24 protein-coding genes are annotated in these 26,788 nt (G+C 68.8%); 12 read left to right on the top strand and 12 right to left on the bottom strand.

The window, feature by feature from the left end; genetic code table 11:
* Positions 1–124: 124 nt before the first annotated feature.
* From ACFVM3_RS32045 to ACFVM3_RS32060, 4 genes are all read right to left on the bottom strand, one after another.
* Positions 125–1,531 (bottom strand): LCP family protein, encoded by a 1,407-nt coding sequence (locus ACFVM3_RS32045; RefSeq protein WP_378443694.1) that lies wholly within the window; start codon positions 1,529–1,531, stop codon positions 125–127.
* A 378-nt stretch (positions 1,532–1,909) separates the two neighbouring features.
* Positions 1,910–4,072, bottom strand: a complete 2,163-nt coding sequence (locus tag ACFVM3_RS32050; protein ID WP_378443666.1) for a phospholipase A2 — start codon at positions 4,070–4,072, stop codon at positions 1,910–1,912.
* 151 nt (positions 4,073–4,223) lie between these two features.
* Positions 4,224–5,669, bottom strand: coding sequence for a GGDEF domain-containing protein (locus tag ACFVM3_RS32055; RefSeq protein WP_378443667.1), 1,446 nt, complete (start codon positions 5,667–5,669; stop codon positions 4,224–4,226).
* A 428-nt stretch (positions 5,670–6,097) separates the two neighbouring features.
* Entirely contained in the window at positions 6,098–7,312 is a 1,215-nt protein-coding gene (locus ACFVM3_RS32060) for an MFS transporter (protein WP_378443668.1), read from the bottom strand.
* Positions 7,313–7,683: 371 nt separating this feature from the next.
* On the opposite strand from ACFVM3_RS32060, the gene ACFVM3_RS32065 reads away from it, so the two are divergent.
* On the top strand, positions 7,684–8,577 hold the full coding sequence (locus ACFVM3_RS32065) for an SDR family NAD(P)-dependent oxidoreductase (protein WP_378443669.1): 894 nt from the start codon (positions 7,684–7,686) through the stop codon (positions 8,575–8,577).
* 61 nt (positions 8,578–8,638) lie between these two features.
* Here the strand turns inward: ACFVM3_RS32065 and ACFVM3_RS32070 are convergent, their stop codons facing one another.
* Together ACFVM3_RS32070 and ACFVM3_RS32075 are read right to left on the bottom strand one after the other, a co-directional pair.
* A complete protein-coding gene (locus tag ACFVM3_RS32070) occupies positions 8,639–9,295 on the bottom strand; it encodes a maleylpyruvate isomerase N-terminal domain-containing protein (protein WP_378443670.1) in 657 nt (218 codons plus the stop codon).
* Between the two features lie 164 nt (positions 9,296–9,459).
* The gene (locus tag ACFVM3_RS32075) at positions 9,460–11,322 is read right to left on the bottom strand and encodes an AMP-dependent synthetase/ligase (RefSeq protein ID WP_378443671.1); all 1,863 of its coding nucleotides are present in this window, start codon (positions 11,320–11,322) and stop codon (positions 9,460–9,462) included.
* Between the two features lie 143 nt (positions 11,323–11,465).
* Between ACFVM3_RS32075 and ACFVM3_RS32080 the strand changes: the two genes are divergently transcribed.
* From ACFVM3_RS32080 to ACFVM3_RS32110, 7 genes are all read left to right on the top strand, one after another.
* Complete coding sequence (locus ACFVM3_RS32080; RefSeq protein ID WP_378443672.1) at positions 11,466–12,119, top strand: transcriptional regulator; 654 nt, start codon at positions 11,466–11,468, stop codon at positions 12,117–12,119.
* A complete protein-coding gene (locus tag ACFVM3_RS32085; protein ID WP_378443673.1) occupies positions 12,103–13,284 on the top strand; it encodes a kynureninase in 1,182 nt (393 codons plus the stop codon). Before ACFVM3_RS32080 ends, ACFVM3_RS32085 begins: the two co-directional genes overlap by 17 nt.
* A 256-nt stretch (positions 13,285–13,540) precedes the next feature.
* Positions 13,541–13,891 (top strand): hypothetical protein, encoded by a 351-nt coding sequence (locus tag ACFVM3_RS32090; protein WP_378443674.1) that lies wholly within the window; start codon positions 13,541–13,543, stop codon positions 13,889–13,891.
* 371 nt (positions 13,892–14,262) lie between these two features.
* Positions 14,263–16,761, top strand: coding sequence for a nitrate- and nitrite sensing domain-containing protein (locus tag ACFVM3_RS32095; protein ID WP_378443675.1), 2,499 nt, complete (start codon positions 14,263–14,265; stop codon positions 16,759–16,761).
* On the top strand, positions 16,762–17,172 hold the full coding sequence (locus tag ACFVM3_RS32100; RefSeq protein ID WP_016336740.1) for a roadblock/LC7 domain-containing protein: 411 nt from the start codon (positions 16,762–16,764) through the stop codon (positions 17,170–17,172). It begins immediately after the preceding gene.
* Entirely contained in the window at positions 17,169–17,540 is a 372-nt protein-coding gene (locus tag ACFVM3_RS32105) for a DUF742 domain-containing protein (RefSeq protein WP_034315285.1), read from the top strand. Before ACFVM3_RS32100 ends, ACFVM3_RS32105 begins: the two co-directional genes overlap by 4 nt.
* Entirely contained in the window at positions 17,521–18,126 is a 606-nt protein-coding gene (locus ACFVM3_RS32110; protein WP_026466899.1) for an ATP/GTP-binding protein, read from the top strand. Before ACFVM3_RS32105 ends, ACFVM3_RS32110 begins: the two co-directional genes overlap by 20 nt.
* A 225-nt stretch (positions 18,127–18,351) precedes the next feature.
* On the opposite strand, the gene ACFVM3_RS32115 is transcribed toward ACFVM3_RS32110, so the two are convergent.
* Together ACFVM3_RS32115 and ACFVM3_RS32120 are read right to left on the bottom strand one after the other, a co-directional pair.
* On the bottom strand, positions 18,352–18,777 hold the full coding sequence (locus ACFVM3_RS32115; protein WP_378443676.1) for a DoxX family protein: 426 nt from the start codon (positions 18,775–18,777) through the stop codon (positions 18,352–18,354).
* A 185-nt stretch (positions 18,778–18,962) separates the two neighbouring features.
* Positions 18,963–19,400, bottom strand: coding sequence for a DoxX family protein (locus tag ACFVM3_RS32120; protein WP_378443677.1), 438 nt, complete (start codon positions 19,398–19,400; stop codon positions 18,963–18,965).
* A gap of 141 nt (positions 19,401–19,541) precedes the next feature.
* On the opposite strand from ACFVM3_RS32120, the gene ACFVM3_RS32125 reads away from it, so the two are divergent.
* On the top strand, positions 19,542–20,009 hold the full coding sequence (locus ACFVM3_RS32125; RefSeq protein WP_378443678.1) for an NUDIX domain-containing protein: 468 nt from the start codon (positions 19,542–19,544) through the stop codon (positions 20,007–20,009).
* Here ACFVM3_RS32125 and ACFVM3_RS32130 read toward each other — a convergent pair.
* Positions 19,999–20,643: an HAD family hydrolase gene (locus ACFVM3_RS32130; RefSeq protein ID WP_378443679.1), complete on the bottom strand. Its 645-nt coding sequence runs from the start codon at positions 20,641–20,643 to the stop codon at positions 19,999–20,001. The two genes, ACFVM3_RS32125 and ACFVM3_RS32130, sit on opposite strands and share 11 nt — an antisense overlap.
* Before the next feature lie 148 nt (positions 20,644–20,791).
* Here ACFVM3_RS32130 and ACFVM3_RS32135 point away from each other — a divergent pair, with 148 nt between their 5' ends.
* From ACFVM3_RS32135 to ACFVM3_RS32145, 3 genes are read left to right on the top strand one after another with little or no spacing between them, the layout of a single operon-like run.
* Positions 20,792–22,378 (top strand): discoidin domain-containing protein, encoded by a 1,587-nt coding sequence (locus tag ACFVM3_RS32135; protein WP_378443680.1) that lies wholly within the window; start codon positions 20,792–20,794, stop codon positions 22,376–22,378.
* A 55-nt stretch (positions 22,379–22,433) separates the two neighbouring features.
* Positions 22,434–23,678 carry an MFS transporter gene (locus ACFVM3_RS32140; protein ID WP_378443681.1) on the top strand — a complete coding sequence of 415 codons (1,245 nt, stop codon included), beginning with the start codon at positions 22,434–22,436 and terminating at the stop codon, positions 23,676–23,678.
* Complete coding sequence (locus ACFVM3_RS32145; RefSeq protein ID WP_378443682.1) at positions 23,675–24,658, top strand: hypothetical protein; 984 nt, start codon at positions 23,675–23,677, stop codon at positions 24,656–24,658. Before ACFVM3_RS32140 ends, ACFVM3_RS32145 begins: the two co-directional genes overlap by 4 nt.
* Before the next feature lie 61 nt (positions 24,659–24,719).
* Here the strand turns inward: ACFVM3_RS32145 and ACFVM3_RS32150 are convergent, their stop codons facing one another.
* From ACFVM3_RS32150 to ACFVM3_RS32160, 3 genes are read right to left on the bottom strand one after another with little or no spacing between them, the layout of a single operon-like run.
* The gene (locus tag ACFVM3_RS32150; protein ID WP_378443683.1) at positions 24,720–25,250 is read right to left on the bottom strand and encodes an O-acetyl-ADP-ribose deacetylase; all 531 of its coding nucleotides are present in this window, start codon (positions 25,248–25,250) and stop codon (positions 24,720–24,722) included.
* A gap of 10 nt (positions 25,251–25,260) precedes the next feature.
* On the bottom strand, positions 25,261–26,058 hold the full coding sequence (locus ACFVM3_RS32155; RefSeq protein ID WP_378443684.1) for an alpha/beta fold hydrolase: 798 nt from the start codon (positions 26,056–26,058) through the stop codon (positions 25,261–25,263).
* A 23-nt stretch (positions 26,059–26,081) separates the two neighbouring features.
* A complete protein-coding gene (locus ACFVM3_RS32160) occupies positions 26,082–26,726 on the bottom strand; it encodes a DUF998 domain-containing protein (RefSeq protein ID WP_378443685.1) in 645 nt (214 codons plus the stop codon).
* Positions 26,727–26,788 lie beyond the last annotated feature (62 nt).

Genomic DNA, 26,788 nt, shown 5'->3' on the forward strand with positions numbered 1-26,788 from the left:
GGTGAAGGAAAGCCGGGTGGAGGGCCCTTTTGGGTGGCCTTCAGGGATCATCCGGCGTTTGCGAAAGCCACTTTCGCAACCTTCAACGTTGCGAATGTGGCTTTCGCAACACCTGGCAGGCGCGTCAGTTGACGCAGGGCACGCCTTCGGCGGTGATCGGCTTCTCGTCGGACTGCTCGGGCGGGGGCGCGGCGGCCGACGAGCCGGCGGCGTTCTGCGAGGAGCCGGAGCCTTCGGCGCCGCTCGGCGCCTTGAAGTCCGAGCCGAGGAAGACCATCACGTGCCCGGCCTCGACGCTCTTGTCCTCCTGGACGGTCGGGTTGCCGCCGAGCGCGTCGGCGACCGCCTGGCCCTTCGCCTTCTCGCCCTTGGCGACCCAGACCACCGTCTTCTTGCGAGCGCTCGCCGTGGCCGTGTCGCCCGCGGTGAAGCCCTTGTCGACGAGCTGCTTCAGCACCGACGAGGCCAACCCGTCCCGGTTCGTCGAGTTGCGGACGTCGACCGTGGTCGCCTTGTTGGGCGACTCGGCGGGCGGCGCCTGCTGCTGTTCGCCCGGCTGCGGGCCCGCGAGCCCCTGGACGAAGTTCTTCACCTGCTTCGGGTCGACCTGGATGGCGACGCCGTCGTTCGGGGTCTTGTACTCGATGTTGACGATCGGGATCGTCCGGAACTCGAGCTGACCGCCGGTGAGGCTCTTCATCTGCTGCGCGAAGCCGAAGACGTCCCAGTTCTGGTTGAGCACGACCGACTTCTTGATGGCCGTGATCAGGTCGTTGAGCTTGCCGGGGTTCGCGAGCGTGCCCGCCGACAGCACCTTCCGCGCCATCCCGGCCATGAACACCTGCTGCCGGACGACGCGGTCGAGGTCGCCGCGCGGCAGCCCGTGCCGCTGCCGGACGAAGCCGAGCGCCTCGACACCGGAGATGGTGTGCGGGCCCTTGGTGAACTTCGCCCCGGAGAACTGGTCGTTGACGTCGTTGTTCAGGCAGACGTCGACCCCGCCGATGGCCTGCGTGATCTCGCTGAAGCCCAGCAGGTTGATCGCGGCGTAGTTGTCGATGGTCGAACCGGTCAGCTGCTCGACCGTCTTGATCAGGGTCTTCGCCCCGGCCTCGTTGGCCTTCTGGTCGAGTTCCTTCGGGTCGGAGACGCCGTTCTCCTGCTGCTTCTTGCGCTCGTCGAGCATCGCGCGGGCATAAGCCGAGTTGATCTTGTGTTTCCCGTAGCCGCCGGGGATGTCGACGTAGGAGTCGCGCGGCAGCGAGATCGCGACGGCCTTCGAGCCGTCGTTCGGGATGTGCACGAAGATCAGCGAGTCGGTGTTCAGCTCGCCGTCCGCCTGCCCGGCGCGCAGCTGGGCCAGTACTTCCTTGGACAGCGGGTTGCCCTGCGCGTCCGTGCGGCTGTCGAGGCCGACGAGCAGGATGTCGCGGGCGCCGTCGGCGGGCTTCTCGCCTTCGTCCGCGCCGATGCCGACGTTCGCGAAGGTCAGGCCGTCCATCGCGGCCCACGCGTACCCGGTCAGGCCCATCACCAGCAGCGAGACCAGCCCGAGAGCGATCTTGGGGCCGCGGAACGACCGCCGCCGCGGGGCCGGGCGCCGGGGCGGCATGCCCGCGGCCTGACGGGCGGGCGCCGGGCGGGCTCCACGGGGCGGGGCCGGTCGGGAAGGAACGCGTCCGGGCGCGTCCTGCCTAGGGCGGGCGGGACGTCGATCCCCATACCCATTCCGAGGCGGGTACTCCACGCGGTCTGCTCCTTCTGGTCGTTACCGGTTCGACGGTCTCTTCAAGGGACGCATGGTGCCTGTTGCGGGTTGTCGCAGGATTACACATCCCCCCGAAGATGTGGCACGCACCACCGGTTTCCTCTTGATGGTACGGAAAACGCCTGGTCAGTGCCGTCTGGATCAGGGCAGGACACGCCGGGCCGCGCGGGCGGGGACCAGCGTGGCGGCCGCCGCGAGCATCGCGACGACGATCGTCGCGACCGGCAGCGCGACGGAAGCTGCGCTCACCTGCTTCCCGTCGAGCGCGGTCATCAGCGGCGGCGCGCACGCGACCGCGCACACGAGCCAGGTCCCGGTCATCCGGCTGGTGCCGTTCCGCACGGTGTGCAGCAGGTACACCCCGAGCAGCAGGTTGACCAGGCTCTGGACCGGGCCGAACCGGATCCCGAGGAGGTCGGCGTCGGCGGAGGCGCCACCGAAGCGGGTGAGGGCGAACCCGAACACGCCGAGCATCGCGTATGCCATGCCGACCGTGGCCGCCGCGCGGCAGAAGACCATGGCCCGCAGGCCCGGCTCGCCGACCGTCCGCTGTTGCGGCCCCGAATGCCGCTCGAACCACCAGAAGACGAGCACGGCGGGCACGGCCAGCAGCGCCATCGCGAGCAGGACCTTCGGGCGCGCCAGCCAGCTGAGCCCGTCCACGAACGGCCCCGGCAGGTAGACGACCGCCACGAGCAGCAGCATCGCGGACAGGAAGCCGAGGTACAGGCTCATCGGGGCGCGCAGCACGAACCGGGCGGTGTCGGCGACCACGGAACGGCCGCCGAGCCGGGCCAGTGGCCGCGCGAGCAGGCCGAGGAGCGCGAGCTGCACCAGGCCGAGCAAGAGCACTCCCCACGGCGGACCCGACAGCGCGGCCGGGGCGCCGGGCCCGCCGAGCAGCATCGGCCCTTCGCCGCGGACGGCGACCGCGAGACCCAGCCCGGCGGCGCCGGTGAACGCCGTCGCCACGAGGGCGGCGCGCGGCAGGCGGACACCGTCGGCGTGGGCGAACGCCAGTTGCTGGACGAACAGAGCGAGGAACAACGTCTCCGCGTAGCGCGGGACGGCCGAACCGGACCACTGCGCGGCGGCCTCGCTCGCCAAGGTCAAGGCCAGCAACCCGGCGACGGAGGCGCTCCGCGTCCGGCGGTACAGCGTCAGCAGCGCCGGCGCGAGGACGACGGTCAGCAGGAAGACACCGAGCAGCCAGAGCGGATGCAGCGCGATCCGCATGACGGTGGCGTTCGTGCCCGTCGGGATCCCCAGCACCTCCAGCGCGAGGGGGACGACCAGCGCGACGACGGCGAAGATCAGCGCCGGGCGCAGCAACGGGCTCGCGCGGTCGGCGAGGTACTGCGGGTAGCGGCCGCCGGTCGCGCGGATCGACCGCCAGCCCGCTTCGTTGATCCGGCCGATCGCGAAGAAGATGAGCGGACAGAGCTGGGCGAGCCAGGTGAACGGCCACAACGACCGCTCCGGCGCCCCCGCCCAGTGAGCGAGCGCGACGGCGGATTCGCCGAGCAGCATCAGGACGACACTGGTGACCCCGAGCAACGCCCACCGCCCGACCGGGACGACCGGCCGTGGCTCGGCCGGGAGCGTGACGGCGGCGCGGCGGTTGCGGACCCAGCCGCGCAGCCGGAACACCAGCAGCGCGCCGATCACCAGCACGCCGGCGATCATCGGGCCGAGCGGGTCGCCGACCGGCGGCCCCCAGCGCTGATGCCAGGAGTTGAGCACGAGACCGGCGGTATAGAGGGAGGCGACGACGTCGCAGGTGCCGCGTGAGTCCATCGGGTTGAGGACGCAGGCGTTGTGCATGTCCGCCGAGAGCCGGTCGTCGAGCGAAGCCCTGGCCTCCTGCCCGAGCGGGTGCCCCTTGCGTTCGGCGTAGCGGAGGATGTCGTAACCCAGGTCGTGCGCCTTGCAGGGGACCGCGTAGTCCCACTTGGTGTTGTCGTCGCCCCAGGGCGCCGAGCACCCGCCGTCGGTGTGGACGGCGCGCACGGTGCCGTCGCGTGCCGTCATCACGCCGGGGGTGATCCCGCTGACCGCGGTGAAGTCGGCAGGCAGTTCGGCGATCGCGTTCTCGACCGGGCCCGGCCGCACCAGCGCGTCGACCGCGTTCTGCGCGGCGAGGATGTCACCCGTCGGTGGGCCCTGGTCCGGCGGCGAGGCCGGCCGTGACGCGATCAGCCCGAAGCCGAAGACCAGCACGGTGACCAGCAGCAACCAGCCCGAAGTCGACCACGGCCGCCGGATCCGGGCAGGACGAGCGGCGGCTTCGGCTGTCGCTGGCATGGCGTCCAGGGTGCCATCCGCCGATCAAGGCCGACATCCGGATAACCCCCGAGTCGCCCCCGGATGGGTGACCAGGGGCTGAAGGACGCTTTCCCCGCATGCGGCGCGGCGAAGGGCGCTTTCACCACGTGGAATGAGGTGAAGGACGCTTTCAGCCCTCGGCGGTGGGCGGCGGCGGGGTGGGCCGATCCACGTCCTGGGCGAAGCGCACCTGGTTCCGGCCGTTCTCCTTGGCCACGTAGACGGCGGCGTCGGAGGCGTGCAGGAGTTCCTCCAGGGATTCACCGTGACGAGGGAACAGAGCCGCCCCGATCGAGGTGGTGCGGCCCGAGATGGTCACCCGGCTGCCCCTTTTGTCGGTAGTCACTATATGCAGTTCGGCGATAGCACTGCGCACTCGCTCGGCGGCGAGTTTGGCCGACGTTTCGTCGATATCCGGCAGGAGTACGAGGAATTCCTCGCCGCCGAACCGGCCGATGACGTCGGCGGGCCGGGTGACCTCGTCCAATTTCCGGGCCACATCGCGGAGGACGTCGTCGCCCGCCGGATGTCCATATGTGTCGTTAATCCACTTGAAGTGATCGAGATCAATCATCAGAAGTGCCAGGCTGTCGTCCGATCGGGCAGTCCTGCCGAGTGCCCGATCGGCCGACTCCGACCATCCGCGCATGTTGAGAACACCGGTTTTCGGGTCCGTCCGCGCGTCGTTTTGCAGTTGGTCGATCTCGGCGAGGCGATTGAACACCACCGTCACCACGGCCATCACGATCACCATCGGTGGCATGATCAACAGCAGCACCGCGGTGACCGCGCCGAGGCCGATCGTGATGGCCTCCAGCAGGTTGTCCGCCGCGTTGCCGAGCACGGTGGAGATCGACGGCCGCTTCGGTGAGCCGAGCGCGAGGATGCCGCCGATGTAGGCGATCTGCACCGCTTCGAACACCATTCCGGTGACGATCAGGACGCCGAACTCGCCGAGGGTGTCCCAGCCGGAGATCCGGCCCCATTCATGCGGCCCGAACGCGGCGAAGGTGAGTGACGCCAGTGTCACCGAAACGCCGTGGGTGACCGACGAGAAAACGAAGTTGTGCGCGGGGCGGCGGGCGATGAACCAATGCTGGATCCGGACGATCGCGATGATGGAAAGCGTGAGTGAAAGCGGCAGGATCACCGCGGCCGGAAATGTCCATACGGCGGTGAGGTCGATGAGGACCGTGCGGCTCCGGTCGCGACGCCTTTCCTCTTGGCGCTGGGTGAGCTGAATATGCGCCGTCGCGCCGACCGCGAGAATCGCGAAACGAACCCAGTCGATTCTCCCCGGATTCGCGGAATTCATCGTCGCGACGACCATGATCGCGATTCCGATGGCCTCCATCGCGAAAAGGAACGCGATGAATCGCTTCGGCCGCTGCCACAGCGCCCACGCCCTGGGATCGTAGGGGTGGCGTTCCGGCGGCCCGGCCTGGTCACCTTCCGGGCTCGCCCGCCCGCGTTCGGTCACCGGTTCGCCGCTCTGGGCGGCGGGTGTCGCCGTCGCGTCGTCAAGGTCGCCGGTGCCGTCACCGTGCTGGCGGCGGTCACCGGTCTCGGCTGGCAATTGCTACCTCTTTTCCGCGCGGACGGCACGGCTGAGTAATCTCACCGGTACCGACTGATACACCGTTCGTATTCCACGGCCGGTATCATCCCATCGCATCGGTTGTTCGACACCGGCAAGGGTGCCCGCGAACACGGACCGGAGGTGCCAATCGTGTCCCGTGATTTCTGATCTTGGCAACTGAATGTTTTTCGAGACGTGACGCGGAAGGGGTGACGGATAGTGTCCAGTCGTGACTTCTGAGCCCTGGCAAGGTATTAGTTCGCAGCAACGAGGTGACCGGGAGGTGTGTGACCGTGTCGAGCCGTGACTTCTGATCCGAAGCCGTTTCTTTTCACTGAGGTGCCGAAGCAGTGTCGTGTCGAGATTTCCGCGTACGAACCCGCCGGGCGGCCGTGCCGCCCCAGGGGTCGTCCAGTGTGGATTCCTCATGACAGCAGCGGTTCCGGGCTGGATCCGTTGATGTGTCCCCAGCTGAGTGCGACCAGTACGGCCAGCAGCAGGCCGACCACGCCCGCCAGCGCGATGGCCGAGTTCGCCGACCCGAGCCGATCGGCGGCGAGCCCGCCGAGTCCCGCCCCTATTCCTTGAGCCACCCGCAACCCCGTGCGGTACACCCCACCCGCACCGCCCCTGAGTTCGTTCGGGACCCACGTGATGAACGTGGCGCTCACCGTGATCAGGTACGCCCCCGCGGCACCCGCCGCCGCCAGCAGGAGCAACGCCGGGATCAGCCCGGGTTCGAGCACGAAGGCGATCAGGGCGACCATCGGTAGTGCCGCCAGCACGCCGAGCAGCTTCCGTCGTTGTTCCGCCGAGACGAACCGGGACAGCAGGAACGCCCCGATGACGAAGCCCAGCGGATCGGCGGCCAGCAGCCAGCCGACGGCCTGTTTCCCCACGCCCATCTCCACGGCGAGCGGCGCGGCGAGCCCTTCGGGGACGACGGCCAGGCCGACCAGCCACGAGAACCAGACCAGCACCCGCAGGTGACGGTTGCCGAAAACCTGCCTCACCGCGCCGAACCAGCTGCCGTTGCCGTCGGACGCCGCCGCCCGCCGGGAGACCGAGAAACGGACCACGGCCGCGCTCAGCAGGAACGTCGCGGCGTCGAGCGCCAGCGCCCAGCTCGCCCCGACCTGCGACACCAGCAGGCCGCCGCCCGCCAGGCCGAGCAGCATGGCGGTGTTGGTCGAGATCCCCCTGATGTCCTGGCTCTTGAGATAGAGGTCGTCGTCGGTGAACACCTCGCGGGTCAGTGCGTTCTGCGCCGCGTTGCCGGGTGCGTTCACGAGCCGTGCCAGGACTACCAGCCCGCACAGCAGCGCGAGCGGGGTTCCGGGGATCGCCATGATCGCGATCAGCACACCTTGGATCAGGGAGGAGACGACGAGGACGGTGCGCCTCGGGTAGCGGTCGGCCAGCTGGGAGAGGCCGAGACCGCCGGCCAGCGCGGGCAGGAAGGTGAGGGAGTAGACCACCGCGGAAAGCAGTGCGGAGCCTGTCCGCTCGTAGACGAGGATCGCCAGCGCGACGATGGTGAGCTGGTCCCCGATGAGGGACTGCACCTCGGCGAGCCAGAGTGCGCGGAACTCGCGGTTCGCCAGGGCGGCGGTCATCCGCGGCGCCGCGTTCGTCTTCACTGCGTGACCACCTCCCCCCGATCGGGTGAACTTACGTCCCTCGCATTCTTGCCTGCCGTGTTACGCGGTCGACGAGGGAGTCACAGTTTTCGTCCCGCCGGACAACGTTCAGTATGCCTCCGGCTACAGGGAGACGAACAGAAGACCGGTGAATCCTTCGCCTCTTGAGCTGATCGGGCTACGCCGTCCGACCGGTGGGTGACGTCGGTCTGACTCGCCCGCGGGTATCTGCGCGCCTATCGCCCCGCCCTCGCTCGGCGCAGCCGGGCCGCCGTTCGCCGCCGTCGGCGTTCCGGCTGGGCCGAATGGGTCAACACTGAGTAGAGACCGGCCTGGAGGTGGAGGCCGGCTGGGTCAAAGGGGTGAAGGCGATGAACGGTTTGCTCGACGACAGGGCCGTCGTCGTGACCGGGGCGGGTCGAGGCCTCGGCGAGGCGTTCGCGGTGCACGTCGCGAGGGCGGGCGGGGCCGTCGTGGTCAACGACATCGACGCCGAACTGGCCGAACGGACGACGGAGAACATCCGCCGGTTCGGGGGCAGGGCGGTCGCCAGCGGGCACAGCGTCGCGGATCCGAAGCAGGCACAGGAGATCGTCGACCTGTGCCTCGCCGAGTTCGGCGCGATCGACGGGCTGGTCAACAACGCCGGCCTGAACTACGAGGCGCTGCCGTGGGAGGACGACGTCGAGCAGGCTCGCGAACTGGTCGAGGTGAACGTCCTCGGCGTCATGTACACCGGGCTCGCCGCGATCAAGGCGATGGTGGCGCGGGGCAAGCCGGGTTCGATCGTCAACATCTCTTCGGGGGCGTCGCTCGGGCAGCGCAAACTCGGCGTGTACGCCGCCAGTAAGGGCGCCGTCGCTTCGCTCACCTACTCGTGGGCACTCGACCTGGAGGAGAGCGGGATCCGGGTGAACGCGGTCTGCCCGCTCGCGCACACCCGGATGGTGTGGAAGTCCGAACGGTCGCTGCGGGCCTGCCCGCCGGACCGGACGCCGTCGCGGATCGCGCCCGTCGTGCTCTACCTGCTCGGCCCCGGCTCCGACGGGATCACCGGGCAGATGATCCGCTGCAACGGGCCGCAGCTGCACGTCATGGGGCAGCCGTTTCTGAAGCAGCCCATCCTCGAGCGGCCGGTGTGGGACACCGAGACCGTGCAGCGCGCCTTCGACGAGGTCTTCAGCGCGCACCTGGAGAACTATGGCCTCGAAAAGCGTGTCCCGCCCCGGCTGCGCAAGTGGACGGAGTCGACCCGGACGGCGTGACTCGCGTGATCAGACGGACGACACGCGTGATCAGACGGACGACACGGCCGTGTCGTCCGGCTTAACCCACTACGAACGGCAGCTTCGCGGCAAGGTCGCCGAGTTCGGCCTTCTCGGCGTCCGTCGGCTGACGGCGGCCGGTGCCGACCAGCAGCGCGTCCGTGTCGGAGAACGAAGCCGGGAACGTTTCGCCGGTGCGCTGCTCCAGGATCTGCCGTGTCCTGGCGAGGCTGTCGGCGGCGGGGCCGTCGAGGTGCGGGAGATACGCGACCAGGTCGAGGTGGTGCAGCGTCCACTCCAGGACGTACGCGGCGAGGAAGTCACCCGCGGTCAGGACGATGTCGCGGGTGGCGACCCGCGTCGCCGGGTCGGCGAGGCCGGCGGCCCGGCCCGCGGCGGAGCCGACGTCGTCGAGGTGGAACTTGAGCAGCCGCGGCTCCTGGTAGGCGGCGGCGAGGCGCACGATCAGCGCGTCGAGGTCGTCCTCGCCGGTGGGCGGCTTCTCGGCGACCTCCCAGTAGGTGACCGCGTCGCGCGTGGGTTCCGTCTCGGCGGGAGTGGCGAGGGTGATCAGGACGTCCTGGGCGTCGATCACCAGGTGACACACCAGGTCCCGCACCAGCCAGCCTGCGCAGCCGGACGGCTTGGCGAAGTCTTCGTCGGGGGTTTCGGCGACGGTGGCGAGGAGCGCCGCCCAAGAGCGGGAGAAGAGATCCACGGCGGCAAGTTAGCAGCGGCCCCTTGCCGGTCGCGACTCCTTTCGTCCCGTGCTCGAAGACGGAACTCGCGTGCTTGAAGACGTAACTCACGTGATTGGAGACGGAACTCGCGTGTTACGCATCCAGACACGCGAGTTACGCCCCCAATCACGAGTGTTACGGCTCAGGAACCGGCGGCCGGGGCGGGTTCGGGTGCGGCCGCGTACAGGTCCGCGATGGTCGGCGCGTACCGGTCGTTGATGATCCGCCGCTTCAGTTTCAGAGTCGGAGTCACCTCGCCGGTTTCCGGCGTCCACGCCTTGGGGATGACGTGGTACCGCTTGATCTGCTCGATCCTGGCCAGCCGCGCGTTCGCCGCCTCGACGGCCTTCTCGATCTCCGCGCGGACCTCCGCGTTGTCGGCGAGCGATTCGCCTTCCGCGAGCTGGATGCCGTTCGCGGTCGCCCAGCCCGGCGCGATCTCGTCGTCGATGACGATCAGCGCCGTGACGTACGGCCGTTTCTCACCGATGGCGACGGCCTGCCCGATCAGCGGGTGTTCCTTCAGGAGACCTTCGATCTTCGTCGGGGCGATGTTCTTGCCGCTCGAAGTGATGATCAGTTCCTTCTTGCGGTCGGTGATCGTGACGAAACCGCGTTCGTCGATCGTCCCGATGTCGCCGGTGGCGAGCCAGCCGTCGGCGTCGACGTCCGGTTTGATCGTGCCGTCCGCCTGCAGGTAGCCGAGGAACACGATCGCGCCGCGGACGAGGAGTTCGCCGTCCTCGGCGACCTTCACCTCGATACCTTCCAGCGGGCGGCCGACCGAACCGGCCTTGAACGCCGAAGGCGTGTTCGAGGTGACCGCGCCGGTGGTCTCGGACAGCCCCCAGACCTCCTGGATCTCGACGCCGAGCCCGGCGATGAAGTACAGGATCTCCACCGGCAGGGCGGCGGCACCGCTGGAGGCGACCTCGATCTGGTCGAGCCCCAGCATCGCCCGCACCGGCGCGAGGACGGCCGCGTCGGTCTGCGCGATCTTTTCGGCGAGTTCCGCCGGTACCTCCTTGCCGTCACTGCGCAGCTTGTAGCCCTGCTGCAGCAGTTCGTTCGCGGCGATCAGGCCGTTCCGCTTCTCCTCCGGCAGCGAGCCGAGCAGGTTCTTGAGGCCGGCCACCATCTTTTCCCACACCCGCGGAACCCCGAAGAAGCTCTTCGGGTGCACCTGGCCGAGCGCGCCGACGACGCCCGTCGGGTCGGCGACGGTGTGCACGTGCCCGGCCCACACGATCGGCATGTAGATCGACAGCTCGCGTTCGGCGATATGCGCGAGCGGCAGGTACGCGATGTTCGTGGCGTGCATCGGGGACTCGTGCAGCTTCTGCACGGCGACGGCCTGGTAGATCGCGTTGCGATGCGACAGCACGACACCCTTGGGGTCGCCGGTGGTGCCGGAGGTGTAGATCATCGACAGCGGATCGTCCGGGGTGATCGCGGACCACGCGGTCTCGAACGCCCGCGGATCGGCCGCGTGTGCCTCGGCACCGGCCGCGCGCAGCTCGGCGAACGACAGGAACCGCTTGTCGTCCTTGGGCACCGCGGACGCGTCGAGCAGGATGACGTGCCGTAGCGCGGGCAGGTCGTCGAGGACCTGCGACCAGCGGCCGAGTTCGTCGGCGCCGGCGAGGACGACGACGCCGGCGGCGCTGTGCCGGGCGACGAACCCGATCTGCTCCGGGCTCAGCGTCGCGTACGCGGTGCAGGGGATCGCGCCGAGATGGGCCGCGGCGAGATCGGCGATCAGGTGGTCCGGGCTGCTCGGCGCCATGATCAGCATCCGGTCGCGGACGCCGAGCCCGAGGCCGGCGAGTCCTCGGGAAACCTCCGCGATGGCGGTGCGGAATTCGGCCCAGGTCAGGGTCGGCTTGCCCTCGATGTCGAGTGAAGTGACCGCCGGCAGGTCACCGAACTCCTGGGCGTTGCGGTGAAGCAGGGCGGGGATGGTCTGGCCTTCGATCTGCTCGGCGACGGTCGGCTGGGTGGTCAACGCTGGCCTCCTCGATGCTGCCTGATCAGGCACACTGTAAGGGCTGTCGGCAGTGCTGGATAGAGAATCGCGGCCACGGCCGTGCTCCGCGAAATGTCCACCTTTTCCGTTTTCACCGCGTCAGTCCCGCACCAGGAGGAGCCTTGACGACGACCGGTTCGGCACGCGAGTTGATCGACGCGGTCCAGGCGGAGCTGGCGCCCCGCGACGACGAGAACAGGCTCGTCCCGTTGGTCGAGGCGGGCGAGGCGCCGCGTGAGGTCTTCGCCGCGATCGCCGCGGAGGAGTACCGGATCGTCCGCAGCGACTGGCGCAGTTTCCTCCATCTCGCGTCGCGTTCCCGCGAGCGGCGGGCACGGGAGTTCTTCACGGCCTTGGCCTCCGGCGAGGGGCTGGCGCTCGGCAAACTGGCGGCGCTCGCCGAGGAGCAGCCCGGCTTCGAGCCGCGCGCGGGTTGCCAGGCGTACCCGGCGTTCGTCGCCTGGCTCGCGCTCAACGGCGAGCCGGCGGACGTCATCGTGGCGATCGTCGCCAACTTCGCCGCCTTCGGCCGGTACTGCGCCGCGATCGCCGCCGCGATGCGCGAGCGATACGGCTTCGACGACGAGTCGTGCGCCTTCTTCGACTTCTTCGGCACGCCGTCGCCGGAGCTCGAGGACCTGGCCGTCCAGGCGGTGCAGGCCGCGCTCGACACCGGTGATCTGTCCGAAAAGGACGCTCGGACCCACGCGCGGCTGTTCCAGGCGTACGAGCTGGACTTCTGGAACACTCTCGCCGACGATGGTCGCCGTGACTGACCTCGTAGCCGAGGCCGCTGCGCTGGACGCGGCCGATCCCTTGGCACACAAGCGAAACGAATTCGACCTCGACGCGGACGTCGCCTATTTCGACGGCAACTCGCTGGGCGCCCCGCCGAAGCACGTGGCCGAACGCGTCGCCGCGGTCGTCCGCGAGCAGTGGGGCGGGCGGCTCATCCGGTCCTGGTCGGAGGGCTGGTGGGAGGCTCCGGTGCGGGTCGGCGAACGGATCGCCCCGCTGGTGGGCGCCGGGCCGGGGCAGCTCGTCGTGGCGGATTCGACCAGCGTGAACCTGTTCAAGGCGCTGGTCGCCGCGACCCGCCTCAAGCCAGGCCGCGACGAGATCCTCGTCGACGCGGACACCTTCCCGACCGACGGCTACATCGCCGACGAGGTCGCCCGGCTGACCGGGCGCACGGTGCGCCGGGTCGTCGCCGAGGACATGCCGGCCCAGGTGGGCGAGCGGACGGCCGTCGCGCTGATCAACCACGTCGACTACGTCACCGGGCGGGCCCACGACATGGCCGAGCTGACCGCGGCGCTGCACCACGCCGGTGCGCTGGCGCTCTGGGACCTCTGCCACAGCGTCGGCGCGTTGCCGGTCGAGCTCGACGCGGCGGGCGTGGATCTCGCCGTCGGCTGCACCTACAAATTCCTCAACGGTGGCCCCGGCGCGCCCGCTTTCCTTTACGTGGCAACGAAATGGCTGGACAGGTTCGAGCAGCCGCTGGCGGGCTGGGCAGGCGACCGCGACCCGTTCGCGATGCGGGGCGCGTACGAGGCGGACGCGGGTATCGCGCGAGGCCGCGCGGGCACACCGGACATCCTTTCGTTGCTGGCGCTGGACGCGGCCCTCGACGTCTGGGACGACGTGGACCGCGGGCTGCTCAGGCAGAAGGGGCTCGCGCTCGGCGAGTTCTTCTTCCGGTGCGCGGACGAACTCCTCGACGGCGCGACGATCCCGACCCCGCGCGGGGTGGACCGCGGCCACCAGATCTCGGTCGTCGACGACGACGCGGCCAAGACGATGGCCGCCTTGATCGACCGCGGGGTGATCGGCGACTTCCGGCCGCCCAACGTGCTGAGGTTCGGGCTGGCGCCGCTGTACACGACCTACGGCGAGGTGCTTCGCGCCGTGACGACGCTTCGGGACCTCCGAAGCTGAGCAAGGTGTTTCGAGCATTTTCGAATGACACTGGGGGTGTCGATAAGGTCGAGCCGCATTCCGGAATCCGTGGCAAAGAGGTGATCACCTCGCCCCGGCGGGGGAGAACGCGCGATCTTTCGCGAATCCGCTGTTAATCTCGATATTCGCTCGCCGGGCGTGTGACGTAGATCCTTCCCCTGTGGCGTAAGGAAAACCCGCGTCGCCCGTCTTACCGGCGAGGCGCGGGCCACGGCGCCGGGAGAAGGAGGGGATCATGTCGTTCACCTATGTCGCCGTCGCCGTGTCGGGCGCCGCCTCCGGTTTTCTGCTCAATGAATTCGGGGCCAGGTATCCGGTCGAGACCGCGCTAGTCGTGATCCTGATCTGCGGGGTGGCGACCTTGTGCTGGGCGGGCGCCCGGATCCTTCGCGACGCCTCCGGCAGGGTCGACGCGCTCATCGACGACGAGCTCGGCGTCCGCCATGAAGATCATTTCGCCGAATCATCGGCAATGGGCGGCGGGAATTATCGATTTCGTGGCGCGAAGGGTGTGACGACGGCGTTCCTCCGCGGTGATGTCGTTCGCAAACCGAACGGTATGTGGAGCGCTGGTCCGAAAGCGTGAGCGAGGTCACGGCGAGTAGTTTTCGTGGACTTTTCGGCTCGGACACGAACGCCCCGAGGCGTGACTTGATCGAGTCCGAAGAGTGTCGATCAAGGCGCTGCCTGCGGTAAACCACCAGGTGACCTACTGGTGAGTCACTTGGCGGGGCGCACTGCTCCACGTGGTGGACTTTCGAGGTCCGCCTGCCTCTCGTCAGCTGGTCACGGCCATACGCGACTACCCTTCGCGTCTGGACTTGACTCACCCGTTTGGGTCTCCTAGCGTCTTCGCGGGCGGAGCGGACCACGCTGTGTTGATCCGGCTATCGGATCCCGCGGGTAGGAATCCCCGGCGACCCGACACCAAAACTGCCGGAAGGAAAACGGACCACGGTGAAGCAGATTTCCCTTCGACGGGGCCGCGGCTCTTCGATTCGTTCGCGCGTTCTGACGATCGCGCTCATTCCGAGCGTCGCGCTGATGCTGGTCGGTCTGGCGATCGGCGGGTACCTGATCTTCGACGCGGTCGACGGTCGTGACTACGCGCAGCGAATTCGTGACTCGGAAGCCCCCTCTCTCCCCTTCTTCGTCCAGGTTCAGGAAGAGCGGCGCCTGACGCTGCGCGAGCTCGCCGGCGACCGGTCGCAGCACGCCACGCTCACCGAGCAGCGCGCCAAGACCGACGCCGCCGCCCAGGGCGTCGCCGCGCATCTGCAGAAGTTCGTCGGCGACTCGCCCGACAGCGTTCAGCGCAATATCGCCACGCTGAACGGGCTCCTCCAGAAGGCGCCGCAGATCCGGCAGTCGGCCGACTCCGGCCAGCTCCCGCTGCTGGACGCCTTCACCTTCTACAACCAGATCCTCGACCAGTTCGTCGAGGGTCTCACCGGGCTGGCACAGGACGCGCCGAACGCCGAGAACGCCTACCAGCGCATCACCGCGGTCCCGTTGTTCACCGCCATCGACCAGATGCAGCGCGCGAACGCCCTCGCCGCCGCGGCCGTCGCGGGCGGCGGCTTCACCGACGAGACCTACCGCGCCTACGTGACCGAGGTCGGTTCCTATCGCTCGCAGCTGGAGTCGTCGGTCTCGCGGATGCTCCCGGACGTCAAGGCGAAGTTCGACCAGCTCGTCGCGAGCGATCCGTGGAAGGCCGTCACCACGGTCGAGAACACCTTCCTGCAGAACAGCAAGGCCACGCTCCCCATCCCCGAGCAGACGTGGCTGCAGGCCGCGCGCGGCGTCAGCGACGCGATGATGCGCGGCTTCGTCGAGCAGAGTGGTACGGCCACGACGCAGGCGGTGGACGACGCCGACCGGACGCTGATCACCTCGGCCATCGCCGCGGCCATCGCGCTGCTGGTGGCGATCGGCGTGTTCATCATCGCCCTCCGGCTGTCGAACCGGCTCATCGGAAGGCTGGCGCGGCTGCGCGAGGACACCCTCGACGTCGCCGAGATCCGGCTGCCCGAACTGGTGGACCGCGTGCGGGCGGGCGAACCCGTCGACCTCGACGACAAGGGTCACTTCCTCGACCACGGCGACGACGAGATCGGCCAGGTGGCCGAGGCCTTCAACAAGGCGCAGCAGACCGCCATCGCGGCCGCCGTCGAAGAGGCCAAGACGCGTGAGGGCACCAAGGCGGTGTTCCTCAACATCGCGCACCGCAGCCAGGTCATCGTGCACCGCCAGCTCAAGGTGCTCGACCAGGCCGAGCGCAAGCAGGAGGACCCGGAGCAGCTGGAAACGCTCTTCCAGCTGGACCACCTCTCGACCCGCGCCCGCCGCAACGCGGAGAACCTGATCATCCTCGGTGGCGGGCAGCCCGGCCGTCAGTGGCGCAAGCCGGTGACGCTGGCCGAGCTGACCCGCGGCGCCTCGGCCGAGACCGAGGACTTCGCCAGGGTGAAGACGGCGAAGATGCCCGCGATGGCGGTGCAGGGCCCGGTCGTCGGCGACCTCGTGCACCTGCTCGCCGAGCTGATCGACAACGCGACGTCCTTCTCGCCGCCGCAGTCGCGCGTCGAGCTGCGGGGCAACGTCGTCGGCAAGGGCGTCGTGATCGAGGTCGAGGACCAGGGCCTCGGTATCGAGCCCGAACAGGCCGCCGAACTGAACGCGATGTTGGCCGATCCGCCGGACTTCGGCATCATGGCCCTGTCAGCCGAGCCACGGCTGGGCCTGTTCGTGGTCGCGCGCCTCGCCGCGCGGCACGGGATCTCCGTGCACCTGCGCGAATCCGCGTACGGCGGCACCAGGGCCATCGTGCTCGTCCGCACCGACCTGCTCGCGCCGGTCCCGTCTGATCAGCCGGAGGACGAGGTGGACCCCGAGAGCACCGAGGTGCCGGAAGCCGCGCCGCTGCTTCCGGGCCGTCGTGCCCGCCACCGCACCGAGATCCCCGCGGAGCGGCCCGAACTGCCCGTGCCGATGCCGGTCGCGCCCCAGCCCCAGCAGCAGGCCCCGGAGCAGCCCGGATCCGCGTTGCCGCCGTTGCCCCCGCGCCCGCCACGGGTGCCCCGGCCGGAGACACCGCGGCCCGAGCCGATCCGCCCGGAACCGGTGCGCGCCGAAGGCCGCCCTCAGCCGGTGCAGCCACCGGCGTGGCCGCCTGCCGACACCCGGCCGCAGGACGGCCGTCCGCCGCAGACCCGGCGGCCCGGCCCCGAGGCGCCCGGCAGGCCACCGCTGCCGCAGCGCCGCCGCCAGGCGAACCTGGTTCCCCAGCTGATGGAGGACCGGCCCGCCGCCCAGCGCGAGGACGTCCGCGAGGACACCCCCGAGCTGGCGAGGAACCGGCTCGCCGCGTTCCAGCAGGGCACGCGCCGCGCGCGGGACACCGAACCGACCGACGATTACACCGACCTCGACATGTACGGAGATCGTGACTAGATGGCCAACGCGGGAGTCAGTGAACTCGACTGGTTGCTGGATGACCTGGTCAAGCGTGTCGCCGGTGCCGACAGGGCGGTAGTCCTGTCCTCCGACGGCCTGCTCATCGGTCGGTCCGGGAACCTGTCGGAGCAGGACGGCGAGCACCTGTCCGCGGTCGCGTCGGCGTTCCAGAGCCTCGCGCGGGGCACGGGACGGCATTTCGGCGGCGGCAACGTCCGCCAGACCATGGTCGAGATGGACCACGCCTTCCTGTTCGTCACCGCGGCCGGCCGCGGTGCGTGCCTCGCGCTGCTGGCGAAGGAGGACGCGGACATGGGCCTCGTGGCCTACGAGATGAACCTGATGGTCAAACGGGTCGGCGCGGTGCTCACTTCGGCGCCCCGCGCCGCGACTCCCACGTCGCCATGAGCGGGCGGCACGAGTCGTGGTTCGAGGAGGAGGCCGGGCCCCTGGTCCGGTCGTACGCCGTCACGGGCGGGCGCACCCGCTCGGACACGATCGGCCTCGACCTGATCACCCTGGTGGTCGCCATGCGCTCCTCGCAGGAGGTCGCGGGCTTCGAGCCGGAGTACGGGCGGATCCTCAACCTGTGCCAGAGACCGACTTCCGTCGCGGAGGTCGCCGCGCGCATAGACCTGCCGCTGCCGGTGGTGAAGGTGCTGCTGAGCGACCTCATCGAACAGAACCTCGTGCTGTTCCGCACCGCGACCCCGGTCACCGACACCCCCAACAAACACGTACTCCAGGCGGTTCTTGATGGCATCCGGAAACTCTGAGCCCCGGCGATCCCTGACCGCGAACGCGGTCAAGGTCCTCATCGCCGGCGGGTTCGGGGTCGGTAAGACCACGATGGTCGGTTCGGTCAGCGAGGTTCCCCCGCTGCGCACCGAGGAGGTCATCACCGCGGCGTCCGAGGGCGTCGACGACCTCACCGGTGTCGAGAAGAAGACGACCACCACGGTGGCGCTGGACTTCGGCCGGATCACCATCAACCCCGAGCTGATCCTGTACCTGTTCGGCACGCCGGGGCAGGACCGGTTCTGGTTCATGTGGGACGAGCTGGCCGAAGGCGCCCTGGGCGCGGTCGTGCTCGCCGACACGCGGCGGCTCGACAGCTGCTTCGCGGCGGTGGACTTCTTCGAGCGGCGCGGGCTGCCGTTCGTCGTCGCCGTCAACTGCTTCGACAACGCCTACCGCTACGGCACCGAGGAGGTCCGGCAGGCGCTCGACGTCGGCATGGACGTCCCGCTGCTGCTGTGCGACGCGCGGGAACGCGAGTCGACGAAGCAGGTGCTGACCGTGCTGATGGAGCACGTGCTGGCGCTGTCGGATCTGGCCGCCGGGTTGCCACAGGGCCGCTGACGCCACTCCTGAACGCTATGAAAGGTCCTTTCCTTGCGAAATTTGCAAGGAAAGGACCTTTCATAGCGTTGGTGGGGCTTGGGCGGCCAGGTGGCTTCCGGCCGCGGTCGGTGCCACAGTCGGACGTTTGCGAAAGCCACTTTCGCAACCTTCAACGTTGCGAAAGTGGCTTTCGCAACCCCTCCGGCGGGCACGGGGGAGCACTTACGAGACGTTCGCGGAGCTTCAGGACTTGCGGCGGCGGCGCAGCGTGTCGAGCGCGTAGGTGCCCGGGCCGACCACCGCGAACAGCAGGAAGATCCAGGAGTACAGGGCGGCCGTCTCGCCCTTGTTCTGCAGCGGCAGCAGCGCGTCGGGCTGGTGTACGACGAAGTACGCGTACGCCATCGTGCCCGAAAGCAGCACCGCGACCGGGCGGGTGAACAGGCCCGCCAGGATCAGCAGTGAGCCGACCGTTTCGATCACCCCGGCGTACCAGCCCGGCCAGGTGGCGAACGGTACGGCGGGTTTGTCGAACAGGCCCATCTTCTGCAGACCGTGGCAGAGGAAGAGGAACGAGACCACAACGCGGACGACGGAGAGGGCCAGTCCCTGCCACTTGGGACCGGCCGGGCCGACCTCCGTGGTCGTGGCGGCGGCTGTCTGGGTCATGACGCATCCTTCCGGCTCAAGGTGGTCTAAACCATTGATGTGATAGAGGATGCCGGATACCCCCATCGGCAGGGAACTTTCTTTCGGGGGGTAATTCCATGGTATGTCCGAATTTAACGACGCCGAAACGCGATTAAGGCCCCTTTCCTGGAATGGTTCCAGGAAAGGGGCCTCGCGTTTTCCGTTCAGCGGCGGCGGCGCAGCGTGTCGAGGGCGTAGGTGCCAGGGCCGATCGCGGCGATCAGCAGGAAGATCCAGCAGTAGAGGGTCGACAGCTCACCCATGTTCTGCAGTGGCAGCAGGCCTTCCGGTGCGTGCACGGTGAAGTAGGCGTAGGCCATGACGCCGGAGAGGAGCACCGCGACCGGCCGGGTGAACAGGCCGACCAGCACGAAGGCGGCGCCGACGAGTTCGATCACGCTGCCGTACCAGCCGGGCCAGGAACCGAGTTCGACCGAGCCGCCCGCGCCGTCGACGCCACCGAAGAATCCGAATCCCTGCAAGCCGTGGCAGAGGAAGAGGAACGAGACGACGATCCGGACGGCGGACTGGATCGCGCCCTGCGCCTTGGCGGCACGCGGGGCGGCATTGGTCTGGGCGGGGGCGGTGATGGTCTGCGTCATGGTTCCGGTCCTTCCGGGAGGGTCTGTCGGGCGGCTTCTGACAACGCGTCGGACGGGCCCGACGCGAATCGACATCCGGGCGGAAACTTTTTTCGCGGGCCGGTCACATCACCCGATCGGCGCAAGGCCAGACTGGACGGCATGGCGGGTAAGACGAGTGCCGGGATCCTGCTCTTCCGCAGGTCGGGCGAGGTGACCGAGGTGCTGCTCGGGCATATGGGCGGGCCGTTCTGGGCGAAGAAGGACGCAGGCGGCTGGTCGGTGCCCAAGGGCGAGTACGAGCCGGACGAGGCGCCGGAGGCCGCCGCGCGGCGCGAGTTCCAGGAGGAGCTGGGGTTGCCGGCGCCGGAGGGGGAGTACCTCCCGCTGGGCGTCGTGAAGCAATCCGGCGGCAAGGTCGTGACGGTCTGGGCGGTGGAAGGCGACCTCGACCCCGCTCAGGTGGTGCCGGGCACCTTCGAGATGGAGTGGCCGCCGCGGTCGGGCCGGACGCAGGAGTTCCCGGAGGTCGACAGGGTCGCCTGGTTCGGGCTGGCCGATGCGGAGGAGAAGCTGCTCAAAGGTCAGCGTCCGTTCCTCGCCCGGCTGGCTGAACTGCTCAACGGCTGAGCAGCTCGCCGAGTGGTTTGTCGGCCAGTGATCCCAGTACGAGATCGGCGTGGTCGAAGTTCAGTACCGCGGTGATCGCGTTCGGCACGGCGACGCATTCGAGTCCGGCCGCCTTCGCCGCGGTGACGCCGTGCGGTGAGTCCTCGAACGCGATCGCCTCGGCCGCGGGCAGATCCAGCGCGGCGAGCGCGGCAAGGTAGAGGTCCGGGCTCGGCTTCGCCTGGTGGAGGTCGCCGGTGAGGACGGCCTCGAACGCGTCCGCGAGGCCCAGCCGGTTCAGATGCGTGGTGACCCAGTCGCCGGTCGAACTGGACGCGATGGCCAGCCGCAGGCCGTGTTCCTTCGCGTCTTCGAGGTATTCCTCGACTCCGGGCCGAGGCCCCACCGACTCCAGCAACTCGGTGACCCTGGCGCGAACGCCGGTGCGGACCGCGACCCGGTCCAGGTTCTCGTCGTTCTTCTCCAGCAGTTCGAACATCGCGACGGCGGTGTTCTGCGTGCCGATCACGGTGTGCCAGACGTCGAGGGGGAGTTCGCCGCCGCGAGCGCGGAAGGTCTCCTGCCAGGCCACGAGGACGGCCGCCTCGGTGTCGACCAGCGTCCCGTCGAAGTCGAAGATCAATGCGCCGGTCATGGGACGAGTCTACGTCTTGACTCAGTGAGTGGTACGGATTACCGTACGCATTCGTTAGGAAACTTACCAAACGAACAAGTGTACTCGAAGTGAACGCCGCGCACCCGTCCCTCTCAGCCCGCCGCCACGGATTCCCGGGGAGATCGATGTGAAGGCCCGAACCCGACTACTGCCACTAGGCGCGGCCGCCATCCTGTTGCCGACGCTGCTCAGCGGCAACGCCCAAGCCGCCGATGTCCTTTTGTCCCAAGGCAAAGCCGTCCTGGTCTCCTCGGTGGAGTCCTCGTCCTACGGTGGTCCGCTCGCCGTCGACGGCAAGAGCACCACGCGCTGGGCGAGCGCGGAAGGCGTGGACCCGCAGTTCATCCGCGTCGACCTCGGCGGCCCCTCGGCCATCAACCGGGTCAAGCTGAACTGGGAAGCGGCGTACGCCAGCGCTTACCGGCTGGAAGTCTCCAACGACGGCTCTGCGTGGACCCCGATCAAGTCCGTCGCCAACGGCAACGGCGGGACCGACGACCTCACCGGGCTGGCCGCGCGCGGCCGGTACCTGCGCCTCGTCGGCACGAAACGCGCCACCAGTTACGGCTACTCCCTTTGGGAGATGCAGGTTTACGGGACGTCGGACTCCTCCGGCGACACGCAGGCGCCCACCGCGCCGTCGAATCTCAAGGCGGGTTCGGTCACTTCGTCCACTGTGGACCTGACGTGGACCGGCTCGACGGACAACGTCGGCGTCAGCGGCTACGAAGTGCTGCGCAACGGCCAGGTCGTCGGCACCACTGAAAGCGCTTCCTACACGGACAGCGGCCTGAGCGCGTCCACCGCGTACACCTACACCGTCCGCGCGAAGGACGCAGCCGGCAACACTTCGGCGGCCAGCAATCAGATCCAGGCGACAACACAGGCAGGCGGTTCTTCGTTCGTCCTTGCCGCCTCTGGTGACATCGCCGAGCAGTGCACCGCTTCGTCTTCTTCGTGCATCCACCCGAAGACGGCCGCGCTGGTCGGCCAGATGAACCCGGCCGCGGTCATCACCATGGGCGACAACCAGTACGACGACGCCCATATCGAGGACTTCACGAAGTACTTCGACAAGACCTGGGGCAAGTACAAGAACATCATGCACCCGGTCCCCGGCAACCACGAGACCTACGACCACACCCCGCTGGGCGCCTACAAGCAGTACTTCGGCAAGATCGCGACGCCGAACGGGAAGACCTACTACAGCTGGGAAATGGGCAACTGGCACTTCGTCGCCATCGACAGCACGGAGTTCTCGCCTGGCCTCGCCGCGAACGCGATCAGCGACGAGCAGCTGAACTGGATCAAGCAGGACCTGAAGAACAACACCAAGCCCTGCGTCGCAGCGTACTACCACCACCCGCGGTACACCTCGGGTGACCACGGCGACAACAGCAAGATGGCCACGCTCTGGGAGACCCTGGTCCAGAACAAGGTCGATCTGGTGCTCAACGGGCACGACCACCACTACGAGCGGTTCTATCCGCAGAACGCCGACGGAGACAAGGACCCGGCGGGTCCGGTGCAGATCATCGGCGGCGGTGGCGGGGCGAGCCTGTACCCGGTCAAGACCGAGCACCCGGCCACGGCGAAGGCGATCTCGACCTACGGCGTGCTCAAGCTGAACATGTCGGACAACGCCTTCTCGACCCAGCTGATCGGTCTCGACGGCAAGACCATCGACTCCTCTCCCACCTACACCTGCCACTGATCCCCGTGAGGAGGTGCCGCGGCCCGGCACCTCCTCACGGCGTTGGAGGTCTCCTATGTACATAGCCACTAGTAGGGGAGCGGACGCCGCGGCTGATGTCCCGAAGAGCGGCGTGAAACGGGCCGTCACGGGGAACGTCGTCGCGCTCGGCCTGGTCAGCCTGGTCACCGACATCTCGTCGGAGATGGTGACCGCGGTACTCCCGCTCTACCTCGTCCTCGGTCTCGGTCTCAGCCCGCTGCAGTTCGGCGTGCTCGACGGCCTCTACTCCGGCGTCACCGCCGTCGTCCGGCTGGTCGGCGGGCACCTCGCGGACCGGTGGCAGCGGCTCAAGGCGGTCGCCTGCTTCGGTTACGGTCTCTCGGCGCTGGGCAAGATCGGCCTGATGGTGGCCGGTTCGTCCACCGTCGCGATCGGCGCGGTACTCGCGGCCGACCGCACCGGCAAGGGTGTCCGGACCGCGCCGCGGGACGCGTTGATCACCTTGAGCAGCGAGCCGGAACACCTCGGCCGCGCGTTCGGTGTGCACCGCGCGATGGACACCTTCGGCGCGTTCCTCGGCCCGCTGGTCGCGATGGCCGTGCTGTGGCTCAGCCTCGGCAGCTACGACTCGGTGTTCTTCACGAGCTTCTGCATCGCCGCGATCGGCGTGATCATCCTGGTGGTGCTGGTCAAGGACCACCAACCGAAGCCGCGAGCCGAACGGCCCAAGGTCTCCTTGCGCGAGACCGCCGGCCTGATCCGGCAGGCGTCGTTCCGCCGGATCTGCGTCTGGGCGGCGCTGCTGGGCCTGGTCACGCTCAGCGACTCGTTCCTCTATCTCGTGCTGCAGCGCCGCTGGGAACTCGGCGCGGTCTTCTTTCCCTTGCTGCCGCTGGGAACCGCGGGCGTGTACCTGCTGCTCGCCGTTCCGTTCGGCAGGCTTTCGGACCGGATCGGCCGCTGGAAGGTGTTCCTCGGCGGGCATGTCGCGCTGGTCGTCGCGCTGCTGGCGCTGCTCGGGCCAGTGGACGGCGGAATCCTCGCGGTGCTGGCGCTCGTGCTGCACGGTGTCTTCTACGCGGCCACCGACGGTGTCCTGATGGCCGCCGCAGGTCCGCTGCTTCCCGAGCACCAGCGGGCGAGCGGGCTGGCACTGGTGCAGACCGGGCAGGCGACCACGCGGATGCTCGCGTCCGTCCTTTTCGGACTCGCCTGGACCACGTGGGACCTGCACGCCGCGGTACTGGTCGCCGCGGGCGCGCTGGCCGTGGTGGTCGTCGCCGCGGCCGTGCTCCGTCCTTTGCGGACCTACGCATGAGGACGCGGATCCTGGGAGTGGCGGCGGCGGTCGTCGTCCTGATCGCGGCGGCCGTCGGCTACGGTGTCGTCTCCCGGGACCGAGGCCCGGACGTCAACTCCGTCGCCGTCGTGTCCGGGCAGCCGGTTTCGGTGCGGGCCAAGGGACAACTGCTGTTCCGCAACACCGCCGAAGGCCCCGACTTCGGCCACCTCGCGACCGTCCCGGCAGACCGGCCCGGCGAGCCGAGGAAGGTCTCCGGCCTCAGCTGCGACCGGTTCGCCGCCTCGGCGGGAACCGCGCTGTGCCTGGCCGCCCAGCCGGGGGTGCTGCCGCCGATGACCGACGTCATCGTGCTGGACGAGGACCTCAAGGAGATCCGCCGGATCGAACTGCCCGGCACCCCCAGCCGGGGCCGGGTCTCGCCGGACGGGAAGCTCGCCTACTGGACGCTGTTCGTCAACGGGGATTCCTATGCGGAGACCGGGTTTTCGACCAGGGCGGGGATCTTCGACCTGAAGACCGGAAAACTGATGAAGAGCATCGAGGAGATGGGGCTCCTGCTCGACGGCAAGCCGTACTACTCGTCCGACGTGAACTACTGGGGGATCACCTTCACGCCCGACGGCAAGCGGTTCTACGCGACCGTGGGGACGAAGGGGAAGACGTACCTGGTCGAGGCGGACTACGAAAAGCTCGTCGCGAGGATGGTCCGGGAGAACGTCGAATGCCCGTCGCTCTCGCCGGACGGGAAGCGGATCGCGTTCAAGAAGAAGGTGTCCGCCGATCTCGCGGCGCCGTGGCGGCTCGCCGTCCTCGATCTGGCCTCGGGGAAGGAGACCATGCTGGCCGAGACACGCAGCGTCGACGACCAGGCGACCTGGCTCGACGACCGGACGGTGGCGTACGGCGTGGACTCGGCGATCTGGGCGGTCCCGGCGGACGGGAGCGGGGCGGCCCGGGAGTTGGTGGCGCAGGGTTCCTCGCCCGCGGGCGTGTAGCAACCCGCGACTCGCGTGATCAGAGGCGTAACTCGCGTGTTTGAAGGCGTAACTCGCGTGATCAGACGCCCATGGCGTCCGCTTGCTCGCGGAACACGTCGTACGCGGCCTTCCCGAACAGCACGAACCGCACCAGCTCCACGGAGCACGACCCGGCCGAGAGCGTGGTCACCACCGTCTCGAGGGCGATCTCCGCCGCGGATTCGACCGGCCACCGGTAAATCCCGGTCGAGATCGCGGGAAACGCCACGGTGTGCGCGCCGAGATCGGCGGCGACGTGCAGCGAGTTGCGGTGGCAGGCGGCCAGTAGCGCGGAGCGGTCTTCGGAGCCGGACCACACCGGCCCCACGGTGTGCACCACCCAACGCGCCGGGAGGCGGCCCGCCGTGGTGGCGACCGCCTCTCCGGTCTTCAGTCCCTTGCCGTAGTGCCCCGCGCGCAGCGCCCGGCATTCGGCGAGGATCTCCGGTCCGCCGCGGCGGTGGATCGCGCCGTCCACCCCGCCGCCCCCGAGCAGTGACGAGTTGGCGGCGTTGACCACGACGTCGACCCGCTGTTCGGTGATGTCGCCTTCGACCAGTTCGATCTTCATGATCGCTCCGTCAGTCGGTGAAGTACTCGATCAGTACCGGGGCAACGGCCTTCGGCTTGAGCATATGCGTCTGGCCCTCGATCGTGCGGTACTCGGCGCCGGGCACCGCTTTCGCCAGCGCGGCGACGCCGTTGCGGATCCAAGCGGGGCTCTTGCCGCCGTCCATGACCAGCGTCGGCACGGAAACGCTCGCCCAGCGCCCCTCGGGCAGCGGGGTGCCGTCGTGCAGGCCGTCGAACAGGGCGGCGTCGTAGCGCAGGGTCGGCGCGACCTTCTTCAGCTTCGGCCACGCGGGCATGAACTGCATCATGAACACGACCGGAGCCGGGACGCGGACGCCTTCCCGCATGAAGGTCTTGATCGCGGTGCCGGGACGCCCGGAGGCGATGGCCTTCTCGAGCCGTTCGCCGTAGTCGGCCGGGACCGGCGGGCGGGTGTCGTCGACGACCAGCGGGAATTCGTAGACCGCCAGTTTCGTGATGGGGAGCCCGGCCTTCGCGGCTTCGAGGGCGAGCGCGGCGCCGGAAGAGATCCCGTAGACGTGGGCGGTCCCGCCGGCCTCCTTGATCAGCGCCGCGATGTCCTCGACCTCACGGGCGATGGCGAACGGCTCGGTGTCGCCGCTTTCGCCGCGGCCGCGGCGGTCGTAGGTGTAGACGGTGAAGTGCGCGGCCAGTTCGGCGGCCAGCGGTTTGGCCGGGCCGAACTCGCGGTGGCACATCGCGCCGTCGACCAGGATGACGGCGGGGCCGGAGCCGGTGCGGGTGTAGGCGATGGTGGTGCCGTCTTGCGAGGTCACGGTGCTCATGGCGGGAATTCTCCTGTATTCGTTCAGCGGGTGGCGCGGAGGATGACGGCGGTGACCCAGCCCCAGGCCAGCATCACGGTGGCCCAGAAGGCGAGCATTACGACGGCGTTCGCGTTGCCGGAGCTGATCCCGGCGAAGGAAGCGAAGAACGCGATGCCGGTGGCGCGGGAGTAGACGGCCCAGCCGCGGTGTCCTTCGCGGGAGAAACGGCTCGCGAACACGAAGGTCGCGACGATCAGCGACAGGAAACCGATCGAGCCGGCGGCCATGTGCAGGACGCCCGCGGTGCTGAGGGTGGCCGGGCCGGTGCCGGCGGGGAAGCCGTTGCCGGGGTCGGCCTTGAAGACCGCGGCGAAGAGCAGGCTGACGCCGAAGACGCCCAGCAGCCGTGGTCCCCACGTGCTGCCTCTTCCCGGTTCGAGCGTCCGGCTCAGGCCGATCGCTCCTGCGATCGTCAGGACGCCGGTGACCAGGAAGTTCGTCACCTGGATCCAGCCGGCGTCGCCGTTGCTCAGCATGCTCGCCGGGTGCTTCGTCACGTCGAAGCCGTCGCGGACGGCGGCCTGGACGAGCGTGGTCAGGAAGTACAGCGGGCCCGAGGCGGCGCCGCACGCGAGCAGGGTGCGGGCGGGCAGTGCGACGTGGGTCCGGGTGGCGGTGAGGGTCATCGTTTCGGCCTTTCGGGGCTGCGGGTGCGTTGGCACAACCTTCGCTCCGAAAGTCTCGATTG

The sequence above is a fragment of the Amycolatopsis sp. NPDC057786 genome, assembly GCF_042797905.1.
GTDB lineage: Bacteria > Actinomycetota > Actinomycetes > Mycobacteriales > Pseudonocardiaceae > Amycolatopsis.